At 67.2% G+C, this 17,195-nt stretch carries 16 protein-coding genes; 8 read left to right on the forward strand and 8 right to left on the reverse strand.

The window, feature by feature from the left end; translation table 11 throughout:
• The first annotated feature begins 2 nt into the window (after positions 1–2).
• The 8 genes from sppA to VM054_02415 all read left to right on the forward strand — a co-directional run bounded on the left by sppA (position 3) and on the right by VM054_02415 (position 10,453).
• Entirely contained in the window at positions 3–2,417 is a 2,415-nt protein-coding gene (gene sppA / locus VM054_02380) for a signal peptide peptidase SppA (protein ID HUT97909.1), read from the forward strand.
• Positions 2,418–2,639: 222 nt separating this feature from the next.
• The gene (mrdA, locus tag VM054_02385; GenBank protein HUT97910.1) at positions 2,640–4,556 is read left to right on the forward strand and encodes a penicillin-binding protein 2; all 1,917 of its coding nucleotides are present in this window, start codon (positions 2,640–2,642) and stop codon (positions 4,554–4,556) included.
• The gene (rodA, locus tag VM054_02390) at positions 4,553–5,851 is read left to right on the forward strand and encodes a rod shape-determining protein RodA (GenBank protein HUT97911.1); all 1,299 of its coding nucleotides are present in this window, start codon (positions 4,553–4,555) and stop codon (positions 5,849–5,851) included. The genes mrdA and rodA overlap by 4 nt, the downstream gene beginning before the upstream one ends.
• Positions 5,852–5,859: 8 nt before the next feature.
• Positions 5,860–6,615 carry a bifunctional hydroxymethylpyrimidine kinase/phosphomethylpyrimidine kinase gene (locus VM054_02395; GenBank protein ID HUT97912.1) on the forward strand — a complete coding sequence of 252 codons (756 nt, stop codon included), beginning with the start codon at positions 5,860–5,862 and terminating at the stop codon, positions 6,613–6,615.
• Between the two features lie 91 nt (positions 6,616–6,706).
• A complete protein-coding gene (locus VM054_02400) occupies positions 6,707–6,976 on the forward strand; it encodes a carboxymuconolactone decarboxylase family protein (GenBank protein HUT97913.1) in 270 nt (89 codons plus the stop codon).
• Between the two features lie 124 nt (positions 6,977–7,100).
• Positions 7,101–7,430, forward strand: a complete 330-nt coding sequence (gene trxA / locus VM054_02405) for a thioredoxin (protein ID HUT97914.1) — start codon at positions 7,101–7,103, stop codon at positions 7,428–7,430.
• A 677-nt stretch (positions 7,431–8,107) separates the two neighbouring features.
• On the forward strand, positions 8,108–8,863 hold the full coding sequence (locus tag VM054_02410; protein HUT97915.1) for an alpha/beta fold hydrolase: 756 nt from the start codon (positions 8,108–8,110) through the stop codon (positions 8,861–8,863).
• A 60-nt stretch (positions 8,864–8,923) separates the two neighbouring features.
• Positions 8,924–10,453 (forward strand): GH3 auxin-responsive promoter family protein, encoded by a 1,530-nt coding sequence (locus VM054_02415; protein ID HUT97916.1) that lies wholly within the window; start codon positions 8,924–8,926, stop codon positions 10,451–10,453.
• A gap of 133 nt (positions 10,454–10,586) precedes the next feature.
• Here VM054_02415 and VM054_02420 read toward each other — a convergent pair whose 3' ends face one another.
• The 8 genes from VM054_02420 to lepB (VM054_02455) all read right to left on the reverse strand — a co-directional run bounded on the left by VM054_02420 (position 10,587) and on the right by lepB (VM054_02455) (position 17,033).
• Positions 10,587–12,227, reverse strand: coding sequence for a T9SS type A sorting domain-containing protein (locus VM054_02420; protein ID HUT97917.1), 1,641 nt, complete (start codon positions 12,225–12,227; stop codon positions 10,587–10,589).
• 255 nt (positions 12,228–12,482) lie between these two features.
• Positions 12,483–13,844, reverse strand: coding sequence for a sigma-54 dependent transcriptional regulator (locus VM054_02425; protein ID HUT97918.1), 1,362 nt, complete (start codon positions 13,842–13,844; stop codon positions 12,483–12,485).
• Between the two features lie 26 nt (positions 13,845–13,870).
• Positions 13,871–14,545 carry a HAMP domain-containing sensor histidine kinase gene (locus VM054_02430; protein HUT97919.1) on the reverse strand — a complete coding sequence of 225 codons (675 nt, stop codon included), beginning with the start codon at positions 14,543–14,545 and terminating at the stop codon, positions 13,871–13,873.
• Between the two features lie 219 nt (positions 14,546–14,764).
• On the reverse strand, positions 14,765–15,106 hold the full coding sequence (locus VM054_02435) for a hypothetical protein (GenBank protein ID HUT97920.1): 342 nt from the start codon (positions 15,104–15,106) through the stop codon (positions 14,765–14,767).
• Positions 15,107–15,262: 156 nt separating this feature from the next.
• Positions 15,263–15,532 (reverse strand): hypothetical protein, encoded by a 270-nt coding sequence (locus VM054_02440; protein HUT97921.1) that lies wholly within the window; start codon positions 15,530–15,532, stop codon positions 15,263–15,265.
• Complete coding sequence (locus tag VM054_02445) at positions 15,533–15,769, reverse strand: hypothetical protein (GenBank protein HUT97922.1); 237 nt, start codon at positions 15,767–15,769, stop codon at positions 15,533–15,535.
• A 2-nt stretch (positions 15,770–15,771) separates the two neighbouring features.
• Complete coding sequence (gene lepB, locus VM054_02450) at positions 15,772–16,359, reverse strand: signal peptidase I (protein ID HUT97923.1); 588 nt, start codon at positions 16,357–16,359, stop codon at positions 15,772–15,774.
• 8 nt (positions 16,360–16,367) lie between these two features.
• The gene (lepB, locus tag VM054_02455) at positions 16,368–17,033 is read right to left on the reverse strand and encodes a signal peptidase I (protein HUT97924.1); all 666 of its coding nucleotides are present in this window, start codon (positions 17,031–17,033) and stop codon (positions 16,368–16,370) included.
• Between the last annotated feature and the right edge of the window lie 162 nt (positions 17,034–17,195).

Genomic DNA, 17,195 nt, shown 5'->3' on the forward strand with positions numbered 1-17,195 from the left:
CCGTGAAACGATTCATCATGGCCCTCTTGATCGTCACGACGACCGCTCCGGCCGCCTTCGACGCGTACGCGACGGGGGCGCAGGGCTCGGTGGCCGTGACCGACGACGCCCGGGCGCTGTGGATCAACCCCGCCGGTCTGGCCCACAGATTATCCGCCAACGCCTACCTCTCCTGGGGCTCGAGCGGGGAGGTGTGGGAGGAGTGGTCCACGGGGCTCCAACTGGGGAGCCTGGGGTTCGGCTACCGGGGCGCGCCGGCGGCCGCGGACCCCGAATCCCGCGAAAACGGCTACAGCCTGGCGCTGGGGTTCGGCGCCGAGGCCTTTAGTCTCGGCCTTTCGTTGGATTGGTACAACCGCACGAACACTCCCGAGGACCCGCGGGCCTTCGACATGCGCTTCGGCGTCCTGAGCCGACCCGCCCAGTTCCTATCCATCGGGGCCACGGTGGACAACGCCCTGGGCGACTCGCTGGCCGGCGTCCCCCTCACCCGCACCTGGACCGGGGGCGTCGGACTGCGGCCACTGGCGGTTTTCCTCCCCGGAAATCAGGACCTTCTTACCGTGAGCTTCGACGTCGGCTGGCGGGAAGATGAGAGCACGGGCGCCGTCGGACCCGGCGAACAGGAGGGGCTCTTCTGGAGGCTGGGGGCCGAGGCCCGCCCGCTGGACGGCCTGGCGCTCAATTTCTCCTACTCCGACGACGGGGAGATGAGCGTCGGGGCGAGTCTGGACTTCGATTATTTGACCCTGGGCTGGGGCGGGGCGCTCGCCGACGGGGACCTCTCGAACCAGGGCGCCTCCATCGCCTTCAGCCTGGAGCGAAGGGAACCGCTCTTGAACCTGGCGCCGGTGCAGGTGCTGGTGCTGGAGGTCACCGGGGCGATTGACGACGAGCCGCCCTTCTTCTCCCTCCTGGGCTCGGGGGGCGGGAGCGACCTCACCGACCTCCTGCGCGACCTGAAGCGGGCCCGGGACGACTCCGACGTGGACGCCGTGCTCCTGGAGATACAGCCCGTCAGCGGCTCGTTCGCCGGATTGTCGGCGGCGGTGCAGGAGCTCGGGGCGGAGATTGACCGCACCCGGGCCGCGGGGGTCCCGGTTTACGCCGTGTTCACCGGCGAGGGGGCGAACCCGGCCGCCTACTACCTGGCCTGCCACGCGGACAAGATTTTCATCCCCCGGGTGAGCGAGCTGGAGGGCCTCGGCCTCGCCATGCACGTGATGCGCTTCGGCGGGCTCGCCGAGGGGTACGGGATAGACCTGGAGACGCTCACCGCCGGCGATTACAAGTCCAGCTTCTTCCCCACCACCAAGGGGGCGTCCGAGGTCCAGGCCGAGGCGCTCCAGGATATGCTGGAGGGGGTCCACGGACAGCTCCTGGCGCTCATCGCTGAACGGCGGGGCCTGAGCCCGACGCGGCTCGACGAGCTCACCGACGCCTTCGTCATCCACCCCGCCGACGCGCTCGAGCTGGGGCTGGTGGACGGCATCGGGGGGGCGGAAGAGGCGCTGGTGGCCCTTGCGCGCGCGGCCGGAGCAAATCCCGAAAACGCGGACGACGTCCCCCTGATCGAAGTGGCCTCCCGGCAGTACTGGGAGAACGAGTGGGGCAACCGGCCCCGCATCGCCGTCATCGGGGCCTACGGCTCCATCGCGGTGGGGCGGAGCTCCTACAGCATCGTGGACGGCTCGAAGGTGATGGGCTCGCAGACTATAGCGGCCGAGCTCGACGACGCCCGGAGGGACCCGCTGGTCAGGGCGGTCGTGCTGCGGATAGATTCGGGCGGCGGGTCGGGGATAGCCTCCGACGAGATAGCCCGCGCCGTGGAGCGCTGCACCGCCAACGGCAAGCCGGTCATCGCCTCCATGGGCGACGTCGCCGCCTCGGGGGGCTACTGGATCGCCTGCCCCGCCGACTTCATCTACGCCTCGGGCTCCACCTACACCGGCTCCATCGGCGTGGTCGGTGTGCTGCCGTCCCTGGAGCGGCTTTTCGAGGAGAAGGGCGTGGTGCGCGAGGTGTACCAGAAGGGGAAGTCGGCGAACCTGGGCGACATCGGCCACCGGCTGACGGACGAGGAGCGGGCGGCCTACGAATCAGAACTGGCCTACTTCTACGACATTTTCATCAACCTGGTCGCCGAGAGCCGCGGGATGGACCCGGAGGCGGTGCGGGCCGTGGCCGGCGGGCGGGTGTGGACCGGCTCCGAGGCCCTGGAAAACGGCCTGGTGGACGGGCTGGGCGGTCTGCGCGAGGCGGTGGAGCTGGCGAGGCGCGAAGGGGGCATCGAGCACCCCGACCCGGACCTGGCCACCTACTACTCCTTCGGCTCGGTGATTTTCAAGCGCATCGGGGGGTATCTGAGCGATCTTTTCGGCCTGGGCCCGTTCTCGGAGTTCGAGCTGGAGCTTTAGGGGCTTGGGAGTCCGCATATCTCCGCGACGACGTAGGGGCGGACCTTCAGGTCCGCCCGCGGGCGACCGTGGAGGACTCGTCCTACCGGTCGCCCCTACGGGTCGGGTTTGCTGGATATTGACGTAGGGGCTGGTCTCCCGGCCCGCGCCCCGCCGCCGCGACGCCTTTTTTTTCGCCGCGTTGATGATACAATGGGTCAGCCTTAAACACCCCGCCTTGCCATGAACGACACCCACCCAGCCCCGCCCCGGAACCCCATCGGCAGCCAGATAGTCGTCGGGCTGATGCTGGCGCTCCTGGCGGTCAAGGTGGTGGACCTCCAGGTGACGCAGGCCCACGAACTGGTCGCGGCCAGCGAGGAGAACCGCCTGCGACGGGTGCGCATCCCGCCGCCGCGGGGGGAAATCTACGACCGCCGCGGGGAGGTCCTGGCGACCAACGAGGCGGCCTACGCCGTGGGGATACTCTCACCGCCCGACCGTCCGCCCGAGGGGGCCGGGCTCCGGCGGCTGTGCGAGTTGCTGGGCCTGGATTCAGCGACGCTCCTGGACCGCTTCGAGAACGGGCGGAGCTACCCCTACGAGCCGGCGGTCCTCGTCCCCGACGCCGACGACGCCCTGATCACCCGGGTGGCCGAGGCCGACCTGGACGAGCTGGTCATCGTGGACCGACCCCGGCGGGTGTATCCCCAGGGCGAGACGCTCTGCCACGTCCTGGGCTACACCGACGAGGTCCGGCCCGAGGAGCTCTCGACCCGCTACCGCATGGGGGACCTCATCGGGCGCAAGGGTCTGGAGGCCTCCTACGAGCCGGAGCTTGCCGGGCGGCCCGGAGTCCGCTACATCGAGGTCAACGCCCTTGAGCGCCGCATCGGTGCCTCCTCGCACACCACCTCCCCCGAGCCGGGGAACAGCCTCGTGCTGTCCATAGACCTGGGGCTCCAGCGCCGGGCCGAGGAGCTCCTCGACACCCTCACCTACCGGCGACCGTACGACTGGTCGGGCGACCGGCCGTGGGTCGAGCCGGAGCCGGGGCTGCGCGGCTCGATAATCCTGATGGACGTGAACACGGGCGAGGTTTACGCCCTGGCCGCGCGGCCGGGCTACGACCCGAACCGGGTGGGCGTCCGGGCCGATCCCGACTACTGGGGAAAACTCCTGGTTGACCCCGAGAAGCCCCTCCTGGCCCGGGCCTACCAGTCCACCTACCCCCCCGGCTCCACCTTCAAGCTGGTGGACGCCACGGCGGGCCTGCTGATGGGGAAGGTCTCCTCCGACGTGGCGGAGAACCCCGCCGACACGCGGAAGAAGGAGGAGCGGCCCTCGAGCTACATGGACCAGCCCTGCGGCGGCGTATTCCGCCTGGGCGACACCCTTTTCCACTGCTGGGGCCACATCGGCCACGGCCGCCTGGCGCTCTCCGAGGCCATCGGCTGGAGCTGCAACGTCTACTTCTACCAGCTCGGCCTGCGCATCGGGATCGAGGGAATAGCCGAGTACGGGCACCTCTACGGCCTGGACGAACCCACCGGGGTGGACCTGCCCCACGAGCGCGCCGGGCAGCTCCCCTCCATCGAGCGGCTCGAGGAGCGCTGGGGGAAGAACTGGCCCCGGGGCCAGATTTGCAACAACGCCATCGGCCAGGGCGACGTGCTGGTGAGCCCGCTGGAGCTGTTGACGGCGTACGCCGCCGTCGCCAACGGCGGCCGGCTCCTGGAGCCGCGCATCGTCCGGCGCATCGTCTCCCCCGACGGCACCCGCCTGCGGGACGTGCCGCCCCGCGTCCACCGCGACCTGGAGCTGCCGGAGTGGGTCCGGGAAACGCTCATCCAGGGCTTCCGCAACGTCCTGAAGCGCTTCGGCGCCAACCCCCGTGACCTGTGCGGGAAGACCGGCACCTCGGAGAACCCTCACGGCGAGCCCCACGCCTGGTTCTGCGGTTTCGCGCCCTCCGACGACCCCCGGGTGGCCGTGATAATAATGATAGAGAACGGCGGCTTCGGCGAGAGCTACATCCGGTACGCGAAGGAGCTGGTGGGCTACGTGCTCGACGAGGACCTGGACGAGCGCGGCGCGGTCTCCTGCCTGGACTTCGAGGCGCTCAAGCTGGCCCGCCGCCTGAACGGGGGCGGAAGTTGAGGGGCCCGCCCACCAGAAGGGTCCAGCCGGACTGGTTGATGCTGGGGGCGGCGCTGGCCCTGTCGGCGGCCGGGGTGCTGGTCAACGCCTCGGCGGGGGGCGAGGCGGCCCTCGGGATACCCCGCTGGGCGTTGCAGCTCGTGTGGACCGTGCTGGGGGCCGGTGTAGCGGCGGCGGCCGTGTTCTTCGACCACCGCAAGCTGGCCGGGGCCGCGCCATTCCTCTACGCCGCAGTCCTCGTCCTTCTGACGGTCGTGCTGGTCCTCCCCGGCGCCGGGGGGGAGGCGAGGCGCTGGCTCACCCTGGGACCGGTGAACCTCCAGCCCGCGGAGCCGGCCAAGCTGGCCTTCGTCCTCGCCGGGGCGGCCTACCTGGCCCGGCGGGATGAGAGGCCGGGGGCCGGGCGGGTGCTCGCGTTGACTTTTCTGGCGCTCGTGCCCACGGCGCTCGTCGCAGTCCAGCCCGACCTCGGCACGGCCTTCGTCTTCGTTCCGCTGACCCTGGCGCTCCTCTACTGGGGCGGGGTGCCGTGCTGGAAGCTGCTGCTCCTCCTGGCGCCCCTGGCGGCGGCCCTGGCGGCCTTCACCGACACGCCGGACTGGATCGCCCGCGCGGTGGACTCGAGCCTCCTGAACTCGCCCCTGGGGGCGGTCTTCCGGCCGTGGTGGTGGCTGGGGATGGGGGCGCTGGTCGCGGGCTGGCTCATCGGCCGGCGCAGGAAGGAGCCCTTCTTCGGCTTCCTGCTCCTGGCGGCCGGGGCGGCGAGCGTCGTCCTCCCCCTGGGCTGGAACCTCCTGAAGGCCTACCAGCAGCGGCGGGTGCTGATGTTCCTCGACCCCACCGCCGACCCCAAGGGGGCGGGCTACAACCTCATCCAGAGCCGGATCGCCGTGGGCTCCGGCGGCGTCTGGGGCAAGGGCTTCAGCCAGGGGACCCAGGGGCAGCTCGCCTTCCTGCCCGAACGCCACACCGACTTCGCCTTCAGCGTCTGGGCCGAGGAGTGGGGGCTGATCGGAAGCCTGGTGGTGATTCTCCTGTTCGCGCTCCTCCTGGGGCGGATGCTCCGGGCGGCGGGGCGGGCCGCCGACCGCTTCGGCTCCCTGGTGGTTTACGGGGCGGCGTTGATGCTCGCCTTCCACGCCGCCTTCAATATCGGAATGTGCCTGGGCCTCTTCCCGGTGGCCGGGCTGCCGTTGCCGTTCGTGAGCTACGGGGGCAGCTTCGCCCTGGTCTCGTGGCTGGCGGTGGGCCTGGCGGCGGGGGTGGAGCGCCGGGCCCGGCTGTCCATCTTTTAGGAGAAAAAATGAACCGAGCCGTCGCCGTCGTCGCGGGTCTGGACACCTCGGGCGGGGCGGGGCTGGCCGCCGACCTGCGCACCGCCGCCGCGCTCCGCGTACCATGCGCCGCGGTCCTCGCCGCCGTGGCCGTCCAGAACGCCGAGGGCGTCCACGCCGTGTTCCCGACGCCGGAGGGGGCCTTCGCCGCCCAGCTCCGGTCCGTGCCCTGGAAAAAAACCGGCGCCTGCAAGCTGGGGATGATCTATCTCCCCGAACTGCTGGACCTCCTCCTCGACGCGCTGCCGGCGGGGATTCCCCTGGTGGTGGACCCGGTGCTCGGGGCCACGGCGGGGGGGTCGCTGGCCGTGCCGGGGTTGGAAGAAGCCCTGGTGGCCAGGGCCTTCCCCCGGGCGACGCTGGTGACGCTCAACACCGACGAGTGCGCGAGGCTCACGGAGGAGGATTTCTCCGACCTCGCCGCGGCGCGGGGGCTGGCGCCCCGCCTGGCGGAAAGGCTCGGCACCGCGGTGCTGTTGAAGGGCGGCCACCTGGGGGGCGCGCCCATTGACGTACTGGCCGCAGGCGGCCGCCTGTACGAGTTCTCCGGGCGGCGGGCGAAGGTCCCGCCCCGGGGGACCGGCTGCACGCTCTCCACGGCGGTGGCGGCGTACCTGGCCCTGGGTGAGGAGCTGCCGGCGGCGGTGGGGCTGGCCCGGGAGCTGGTGAACCGGGCGGTGGCGGCGGCCTACCCCGGCCCGGCGGGCCCCGTCCCCGCGCCGTAATGCGAAGGATCGGTCGGACCGACGACCGGCCACTTACCCCTGCCAACGGTTGGCAAACACGGATACTGTGACCCAACTTTAAGGAGCAACGGTGCGACTCTCCGACTCCCCCGAGCTCAACGACGGCTTCGTCGGGTTCTACAAACGGGTGTTCACCGACGGCGCCCTGGACAAGAAGACCAAAGAGATGCTCGCCGTGGCCTTCGCCTACGGCGACGGCTGCGTCCCCTGCGTCCGCGCCCACGAGGCCAAGGCCCGCCGCCTCGGCATGACCGACGCCGAGTACCGCGAGCTCGTTGCCGTCTGCGAGGTGATCGCCGCCGGAAGTGTCCGCGAGCGCTTCGTCGAAAGCACGGGCTGAGCCGGGCTGAATCATCGAATCAGCATACAACAATAAACCGGGGGACGCCGCCCTTGACCGCCCGTCACCGCTGTGCTAGGCTCACCGCCGGATGCAGATAAATTTTCGACCGCGAGGAGGACGAATGGCTTCCGAGTTAGTCGTGACCGGCACCGACGACAATTTCACCGCCGAGGTGGAGGCCCAAGACGGCGCAGCTCTGGTGGATTTCTGGGCCCCCTGGTGCGGGCCTTGCCTGGCCATCTCCCAGGCCGTTGATGAAATCGCCGAGGAGTACCAGGGCAGGCTCAAGGTCGTCAGGCTCAACGTGGACGAGAATCCCAACGTGGCCGCCAAGTTCGGTATCCGCGCCATCCCGACCCTCCTCTTCTTCAAGAAGGGCGAGGTGGTCCGCCAGGTGGTCGGGGCCCAGCCCAAGAAGCGGCTGGTCAAGACCGTGGACGAGGTGCTCTAGGCCGTGGTGGATGCGCTCATCGTCCTGGGGTTCGTCGCCGGGTGGTTCGTCCTCGCGCGGTGGGTGCTGCCGCGGCTGGGGATTCACACCTGAATGGCCAAGCGCTGCGGCCCTCCGGACGGGCGGCCGCCCAAAGAAGAGTACTGAACCTCTGATGAAAATAAAAGTCCCGACCGGGGCCTTTTCATTTGCAGCGGCGCCGGGGTGAGGGGGCATGTCCCCTCCCCCCTCTGGGGGGAGGGCTAGGGAGAGGGGTGTAGCGAGCGGGTGTGGACACCCGCCCCTACGTCATCGCAGACGGGGGTGAGGGGCAAAACGGCCCCCCTCTCCCCGTGGGAGAGGGGATGGGGGTGAGGGCTGCCTTCTTCTCCCTCCCCCCTCTGGGGGGAGGGTTGGGGAGAGGGGTAAAACGGGCCGACCTAAAGGTCGGCCCCTACGTCATCGCAGTGAGGGTGTGAGTTAAACGCGGCCGCCCGACTTGACCGCCCCGCCGGCGCGGTCTATACTTTTCCCGCCGCAACCACGCACCCCGCCGTCGAACCCCCCTTTGTGAAAGGAACGGGGACGGCGCCCGAGTTACCCGGCGCCTTGACGGGCCGCTGAACCGGCCGGAGAAACCTACTCCCCCGCCGGACAAGCCCGCCGGTCCCCGAACGACGGCAAACCGAAGGTAACGTATGATCCTCAAGCTTTCCGAAGGCGCCTACCCCCGCGTCGAGAGGGGCGAGGGTCCGCCGGTAGTCATGCTCCACGGCATGTTCGGCTCCCCGGACAACTGGCTCCACCAGGTAGAAAACCTCTCCCGCTCCCGCCACATGGTTGTCCTGGAGCTCCCCATCTTCGACGAGAAGTGGGACGACCCGTCCGTCAAGGGGCTCTCCCGCTACGCGCTGGAGTACCTGGACTGGGCCGGCCACGAGAGGGCTGTGTTCGTCGGGAACTCCCTGGGCGGGCACATCGCGCTGTACCTGGCCTGCCACCACCCGGACCGGGTGCGGGCGCTGGTCCTCTCCGGCTCCTCGGGGCTCCTGGAGCGGGGCTACGAGCAGGGCCTGCCCACCAGCCCCGGCCGCGAATGGATTTACGGCCGCGTCGCCCAGGTCTTCTACGACGAGAAGACCATCCGGCCCGGCATGGTGGACGAGGTGGTGAATTTCCTCGACTCCCGGAAGAACAAGTTCCGCCTGGTGAAGGTGGCCAAAGCCGCCAAGCGGACGCACATGGGCGCCGACCTCCACCTCATCACCGCCCCGACGCTTTTAATCTGGGGCCGCCAGGACGAGGTTACCCCCCTCGAGGTGGCCCGGGAGTTCAAAGAGGGCATCAACGGAGCCGAGCTGGTCCTCTTCGACGAGTGCGGCCACGCCGCGATGATGGAAAAAGCCGCGGAGTTCTCGGAGATACTGGGAAAATTCCTCGACCGCCTGGCCTGAAGCACGCGTATCCCCCGCCGTGGCCAAACGGGCGGGATTTTTTTAAGAGAGCCCCCGGGCATGTCCATAGTTGACAAGGTCAAGGGCTCCATCCTGCGCCGGGTTTACGACCGGCGCATGCGCGAGCTCGGGGAGGTGTTGAAAAACCCCTGGCGCTGCCAGGAGGAGGCGTTCCGGGTCATTTTAACGGCCGCGTCGAGCACCGCCTTCGGCCGCGACCGGGGCCTGACGGCGGGGATGACCCTGGCCGAGTTCCGCCGGCGCGTCCCGTGCGCGCCCTACGAGGCCTTCGATCCCTACATCGGCCGGATGCTGGCCGGGGAGCGGTCGGTGCTCTGGCCGGGGCTGGTGCGCGAATTCTCCCTGACCAGCGGCACCACCGCGGCGCGCGGCAACAAGTACATCCCCTTCACCCGGGGGGTGTGGCTGTCGAACTCCAAGGCGGCCCGGGACAGCCTCTTCTTCCACGTCCGGCGGCGCGGCGGCGACTTCGGCATCTTCACGGGGAAGATGCTCTTCCTCGGCGGGACCACGACCCTGAACAGGGAAGGCCACGGCGTTTATTCCGGCGACCTCTCCGCCCTCACCATCCGCCGCCTGCCGCTCCTCTACCGCCGCTACTACCTCCCCGGCTACCGCGTCGGCGCCATCCCCGACTGGGAGGAAAAGATTGACCGCATCGCCCGGATGGTCCGGGGCGTGAACCTCACCTTCATTTCCGGCATCCCCTCCTGGGTCCTGGTGCTCCTGGATAAAATCCGCGCGGACCACGGAAAACCCGAGGCCACACTCAGGGAGATTTTTCCCAATTTCCGTCTCTTAATCAGCGGCGGGGTGAACGTCCACCCCTACCTGGACCTCTTCCGCCGGACGGTCGGCCCGGAGGTGGACTTCGCGGAGACCTACCCCGCCTCGGAGGCGTTCATCGCCGTGCAGGACGGCGCGATGGGGAACGGGATGCTGCTGGAGGTGGACGGGGGGATTTTTTACGAGTTCGTCCCCGCCGGGCGCATCGAGGAGGACGACCCCCCGCGCCTGGCCCTCCCCGAGGTCAAAACGGGTGAGAACTACGCGATTGTGTTGACCACCCCCGGCGGCCTGTACGGCTACATCCTGGGCGACACGGTGCGCTTCGTGAGCACCGACCCGCCACGGCTCGTCGTCACCGGGCGGACCAAGCACTTCCTGTCGGCCTTCGGGGAGCACCTGATCGTGGAGGAGGCAGAGGAGGCGGTTCGGACGGCGTGCGAGCGGACCGGCGCGCGGGTCCTGGACTTCACCGCCGCCCCGGTCTTTCCGGAAAAAAGCGGGGAGCTGCCGCGTCACGAGTGGCTGGTCGAGTTCGAGACGCCGCCCGAGGACTTGACGGCCTTCGAGCGGATTTTAGATGAGCGCCTCGGGGAGCTCAACGCGGACTACGCCGTCCACCGGCGCGACGACGCCAGCCTCCTGCCGCCGCGGGTGACGGTCCTGCGACCGGGGAGTTTTTACGCGTTCATGAAGGCGCGGGGGAAGCTGGGAGGGCAGAACAAGGTCCCGCGATTGAAGAACGACCGCGAATTCGCGGAAATGCTCCACGAATTGCAGTAGGGCGGCCTTTCCACGGGCTGCCGCGATCTCCCTCTCCCTGTGGGAGAGGGATTAAGGGTGAGGGCTTCCTTTAAAAAAACACGGGCCGACCTGAAGGTCGGCCCCTACGTCATCGAAACCAGGATTGCACGTATTACCGGCTCACTACCAACCGTTTTGTCAATGTCCCCGCGCCGGTTTCCAGGCGGTAGAGGTACACGCCGGAGGGGATTTCTTCGCAGTTCCAGGAAACCTCGTGCCGCCCCGCGGTCTGCACCGAATCCACCGGCGTCGCAATCCGCCTCCCCGACAGGTCGTAAATCGCCAGCACGACCCGGCCGTCGGCGGGAAGCGAGTAGGCGAAATTCACGGCACCCCGCGCCGGGCTGGGGTAGGCCGCGTCGAGGAGGAACGTAAACGCCTCTTCGGGAATCGTCACCGCCTCCGTGGGGCCGAAGCGGCTGACCGTCCCCTCCGCGTCAACGACTTCCAGCCAGTAGATATAACTCCCACCGGGCTCCACGCCGCGGTCGAGGTACTTGGATGAATCGCCGGGCATCAACCCGGAGATTGCCACCGGCTCTACAGCGCCCCGCAGGACGCGCACTCCGGCCGGTTCCTCGCCATCGAACGACCACGTCAGAAGGACGCTTCCACTACTCAAAGATGCTGATAAATGAGCTAAATCAACACCGATATCGTCTCTCCATTCTGCGAACATAAGGTTGCCATCAGATTCGTTGAAAAAGGCAATCCTAGCATATTCGGTGTTTGGATCTAAAGCAATAGAAGCACCTCGACCCACGTTACCTGTACTATAAACAGTTGATTTATCCCATGATGCTCCGTTATAAAAAGCGCATATTAGGTCACCGTTCTCAACATCATAGTAGGTTACTCTAGGGTAACCTGAACTGTTGAAAACAATTGTCCTCGAACCATTTGAGTTAAATTCGCCGTCCGTATCTACTACCTCAGTAGTAAAATCATCACCGTCGAAAGTTGCTAGTCTTATTTCTGCTATACTACCTCCCTGTGTTTCGCTATTCCAGATAACTGATGGATAATTTGTTAAAGGATTTATCGCAATAGAAGTATATGTAAGGAATGATGTATCACCTGCTTCGCCTACCTGATAAACAGCCCAGGAATCTGTACCATTCCTTTTAGCTGCACGTGGCCTACCCCAATCATAATCAAAATAGGACACCCAAGCATCGTCTTCGCTATCAATAGCAATTGAGCAATATTCACCCTTTATGTAAGAGGGCTCGATAGTTTCGAATTGCCAGCTTCCTCCACTAAAATATGCGTAATTTGGATCGTAATCAGTACCGCCCACATAATAAACCACATTCGGCATTCCAGTTGAGTTAAATGCTAAGTCTTGGTAGAACTCGCTATCTGCGTCAATAGTTTCTATATTCCATTGACTTCCTGACCAAGTTGCATATTTTAAAGCCCAGTTAGTATTGTCCCAATATGCTATGCTTGGTCTCCCATTTGTCGGATTAATATCAATTGATGGTAACCTCCCGACATTTGCCGAATCGTCAACCGTAATTAAATCCCATTCATTTCCATCGTAATATGCGTAACGAAGCTCACCATACCATGTATCTGTATCCCTCTTTGTGTATGCGATATGATAGTCACCATTATTATCAATAGCCAGAGAGACCCATCTACCAACTTCATCGCCGTTTGTATCAATTGTGGAAATTGACCAACCTTCGCTGGCGTAAGAAGCCTGAAAGGCAAGTATGGCGATGAGCATAATGAAAAGCTTCTTCATGATGACTCCTTATGGCGGGTGTTGGTAACCGTTTATCCGATGCGCCGGGATGTTTCTTATAAGCTCATCAAATCTTATATAGCACGGGGGGGGGGGGGGGGGGGTCAAGGGAAAAATGTTGAATATTTTAAAAGAATTTCCAGATATGGAAAAACCGCCCTCCGAGGCGGTTCTTCTTTGCCTATCACGGTGTTTTTCACACATACGGGAGGGCTGCCCCTCACCCCTGCCCTCCCCCCAGAGGGGGGAGGGGGGCTACTTCAGGCCGTACTCGTTCAGCTTGCGGTGCAGTGTCCGCAGGCCGATGCCGAGCACCTTCGCGGTCAGCGTCCGGTTGCCCTCGTTCTTGGCCAGCGTCATGCGGATGACCTCGCGCTCGACCTGGCTCATGGTCCAGCCCACGGGGACGCGGATCATGGAGGAGGGCCGGATGGCGGCGACGCGGTCCTTTATCTCCGGCGGCAGGTCCTCCACCGTCAGCTCGGTCCCCCGGGCCAGCGCCACCATCCCCTCCACCGTGTTGGAGAGCTCGCGGACGTTGCCGGGCCAGTCGTAGGTGAGCAGGAGGTCCAGGGCGGCGGGCTCGACGCCGGTGACGGGCCGGTCGTGCCGACGGGCGGCCTGGGCGATGAAGCGGGAGATCATGGGCATGAGGTCCTCGGGCCGCTCGGTGAGCGGCGGGACGTATAGCTGGACCTTTTTCAGGCGGTAGTAGAGGTCCTCGCGGAAGCGCCCGGCGCGCATCTCCTCGGCGGGGTCCTTGTTGGTGGCGGCTATCAGGCGCACGTCCACCTGAAGCGTCTCCTCGCCCCCCACGCGCTCGAACCGCTGGTCCTGCAGCACGCGCAGGAGCTTGACCTGTGTGGCGTGGGGGATTTCGCTTATCTCGTCCAGGAAGAGGGTGCCGCCGTTGGCGCGCTCGAAGGCGCCGGAGTGCCTTTTCACCGCCCCGGTGAACGACCCGCGCTCGTGGCCGAAAAGCTCGCTTTCCAGAAGCCCCTCGGAGAGGGCGGCGCAGTGCAGCTTGATGTAGGGCCCGTCGCGGCGGTTGCCCCGGTGCTGGATGGCGTCGGCCACCAGTTCCTTCCCCGAGCCCGAGGGGCCGGTCACCAGGACGGTGATGTCGGTGCGGGCGAGCTGGTCCACCATCTCCAGGATGCGCTTCATGGGCGCGCTGGCGGCGATGATGCCCTCGTCGCCCAGCCGCTCGTCCAGCCGACCGCGCAGGGACTCCAGGTCCCGGCGCATCCGCCGGGTCTCCAGGGCGCGCTCTATCTGCAGCAGCAGCTCGTCGGGGTTGACCGGCTTGGTGAGGTAGTCGTAGGCCCCGACCCGCATGGCCTCCACGGCGCTCTGGACGGAGCCGTGGCCGGTGAGGACGATGACCGCCAGGTCGGCGTCGCGCATCCGGGCCCGGGTGATGAGATCCATACCCGAGCCCGAGGGGAGGACGAGGTCCACCAGGAGGAGGTCCACCTCGTTGACGGCCAGGGCCTCGCGGGCCTCCTCCACGTCGGCGGCGGTGAGGGTGCGGTATCCGGCGCGCCCCAGGGTGCGCTCCAGCGCCCGGCTCACCTCCGGGTCGTCATCAACGATGAGTACGAGCGGCTTGGACATGGGTCATCCCCCGGCAGGGGTTTTTGTCAATCGGCGGTCCGCGCGGGGGGGCGCGACCCCAGGGTCAGCTCGGCGATGGCGCCGCCCCCGGGGCCTGCCTCCAGCGTCACGTCCCCCCCGTGGAGCCGGGCCACCTTGCGTGCCAGCGGCAGCCCGACCCCCGTCCCGTCGGGCCGGGTCGAGCTGAAGAGCTTGAAATGCGCCTCGGGGTCCGGACCGGGACCGGGGCCGTCGTCGGAGATGGTCACCCGGGCTCCACCCTCGGGCCGGCAGCGGCAGCGGATGAGCCCGCCTTTACCGCAGGCCGCCAGGGCGTTCAAGAGGAGGTTGAGCACGGCCTGGCGCAGAAGCGTCCGGTCGCCCTCCACCGGCGAGGGCCGGCAGTCGCATTCCAGCCGCACGCCGGACTCGCGGAGCTGCGGCTTCAGGAAGGCGGCCAGGTCCAGGCACAGCTCGGCCAGCTCCACCTCCTCCACCCGGAGCGCCGGGGAGCTGGCGAAGTCGCGGAAGGCGGTGGCGATGGCGGCGAGTTGGTCAATCTCCCGCCCGATGGCGTCGGCTATCTCCAGGGTCTCGGCGTCGGCGCCCAGCGCGCGCAGGTCCTCGCGCAGCATCTCCAGGTTGAGACGCATGGCGTTCAGGGGGTTGCGCAGCTCGTGGGCCAGCGCCCGGGCCTGGGTCTCGAAATCCTCCGCCTTCACGACGCTCCCCTTGCCGTGGCCGGGACCCGCGGCGCCACCACCGTAAAAAATTCGTAATTCTCCGCCTTCACGTTGCTCCATCTACCGGTACGTTACACCGCCGCGGTCAAGTCGAGGGGCTCAAAACCCCTTGGCGGGGGTGACCAAGCACTTGACCATCGCTCCGGCGGCAAAAGGTAGACCACCTCACTCGGAACCTCTCGGATGGAGCGGTCCCGTTTAACCGAGCCCCAGCTCCCGGAGCTCCACGCCGTGGTGCTCCCGGGCGTAGCTCTCCAGGTCGCCGAGGAGCTCCCAGAAGAGCTCCGGGTCGTCCTGGGCGATGTTGTCCATGGTCGCCTCCAGGCGCTCGGAGGTCCAGCCCACGGTCTCGAGGTACTCCTCTATCTGGTCCTCGTCCAGGAAGCCCCGCTCGGCGGCGAGGTCCACCATGCCGTAGAGGGTGTCCTTGAGCGGGAGCGGCCCGCCCTCGCGGGTACCGTAGAAGAGCGCGAGGGAGAGGACTATCACCCCGACGGCGATCACGCTCAGGATGAGTAACAGGCGCTTCGTAGGCGACACGGCACCCCCTTGACCGACACGGGATCGGAACTCGGGCGGGGCTCGGTCTCGGGCGTGGTCGGCACCCCCACGACCGGGGTGGCGACGACGGCCGGGATGATCCCCCCCGTGACTGTGAAAACGACCGGTCGCTCCCGGCGGCGCGCCGGGGAAGGCTCAATCATCCTTCGGCAGCCCCCGCGATGCCCGGTAGGCGTCAATGAGCGCCCGGAAACCCTCGGGGTCCTCGGAACGAAGGTGCTCCACGGCCGACTCCAGCTCTCCGATGGTCCAGCCCAGCCCCTCTAGCGCCGGTTCCGTGTCCCTCCCGGCCGACCGGGCGTCCAGGTAGGCGAAGTACGCCTCCCGGAGGCTCGCCGGGTGGTCGGAGTCGCAGGCGGCGAAGAGGAGCGTCAGCAGGACGAGTACGAGGGAAACGCGGGGCATCTACTCCGCCTCCCGGCGAAGAACATCCAAAAAACGACGCAGGCGGGCGGGGTCTTCCAGAATCCGCCGGGTGGCGCGGACCAGGGCGGCGGTGTCCAGGCCGGCCTCGAAGACGGCTTTCTCCGGCGGGGTCCCCGCGTAGATGCGGGCCGCGACGGAGGCCACCTCCGCGTCGCCGGGCTCGGCGCACCCCCCGAGGAGGGCGGCCAGCCCCAGCGCCAGAAAAAATGCGCGCACGGTTACTCCACCGCCCGGCAGGTCCGCTCCCAGCGCACCGTCCCCGACAGGCCCAGGTCCTTGTCCACGGCGTAGGGGTCGTCGGAGAAGAGGACCCCCACGACCCTGCCCAGCACGAGCTCGGAGTCGAGGGGCCCCCAGATGCGGCTGTCGCGCGCGTCGGGGCGGTTGTCCCCCATCACGAAGAGGTACCCCTCGGGGACGGTGACCGGCCCGAAGTCCTCGCGGTGGGTCCGGCCGAGGTAGGGCTCGTGGAGCGGCCTCCGGGCGCCGTTGACGAAAACCAGCCCCTCCCGTATCTCCAGCGTCTCCCCGCCCAGGGCGATGACGCGGCCGAAGAAGTCCCGCCCCCCGCCCGTGGGGGAGGCAAAGCAGATGACGTCGCCCCGGGACGGCTCGGCGCGGGCGTAAACCAACTTGTCCACCAGCACCAGGTCCCCCGGTAGAAGGGTGTCGGTCATCGAGTGGGAGGAGACCTCGTAGGGGCAGAAGAGGAAGAGCCTGACGCCGACGACGAGCACCAGGGCGACGAGGACCGCCTGTCCCAGGCGGCGGGCGGTGCACAGCGGTGTTTTATCCTCCGTCGCCATCCGCCCCCCTAGCGCACCACGTCCAGCATCCGGTCCCAGCGGACGTAGCCCAGCACGGCCAGCCCCGATTCCCCGTCGTCCCGCATCTGGGGCAGGTTCACCGAGAGGTACACCATAAAGGCCTTGCCGATTATCTCGTCCCGGTGGACGTAGCCCAGGCTCCCCCGGCCGTCGTCGGAGGAGTTGCGGTTGTCGCCCAGGACGAGGTAGCTCCCCGGCGGCAGGACGTGCTCCTCCTCGCCGAAGCGCTCCCCGCCCCGTGTCCGGCCCCAGGCGCCCTTCGCCAGGTACGCCCGCTCATCCAACCGCTCCCCGTTCACGGCGAGGTAGTCGCCCGCGAAGCTGAAGCGGTCCCCGGGCAGGGCCAGCAGCCGCTTGACGTAGTCCTCCTCGCCGCGCCGGAAGACGACGACCTCGCCCCGTCGGGGCTCCCGCACCAGGTAGGCCAGCCGGTTGACGAGGATGAAGTCCCCCTCGACCAGCGTGGGCCGCATGGAGCCCGAGGGGATCCAGCTCGCCTGAAAAACGAACAGACGCAGCAGGACGGCGATGACGAGCGCCGCGCCGAAGGCCGCCAAGAGCCCCAGGAATCTGCGGCGCCGGTCGGAGGTCGGCCCGCCGCCCTTCACCGCGCTTTCAGCGGTCTCCGGCGCACTCGGCAAAAATTCTTCCACGACCGATCACTTCACCGTGTCCATCATCCGGTCCAGGCGCAGGTGTGTGACGTAGAACGGGATGTCCAGCAGTTCGAGGTTCATCTGTTCGTTCTCGCCCTCGGGACCGGCGAAGCTCATGTAGATGACGAAGGCCTTGCCCTTGATGTCGTCCCCCTCCAG

It is taken from the genome of bacterium (assembly GCA_035528375.1).
Lineage (GTDB): Bacteria > RBG-13-66-14 > RBG-13-66-14 > RBG-13-66-14 > RBG-13-66-14 > RBG-13-66-14.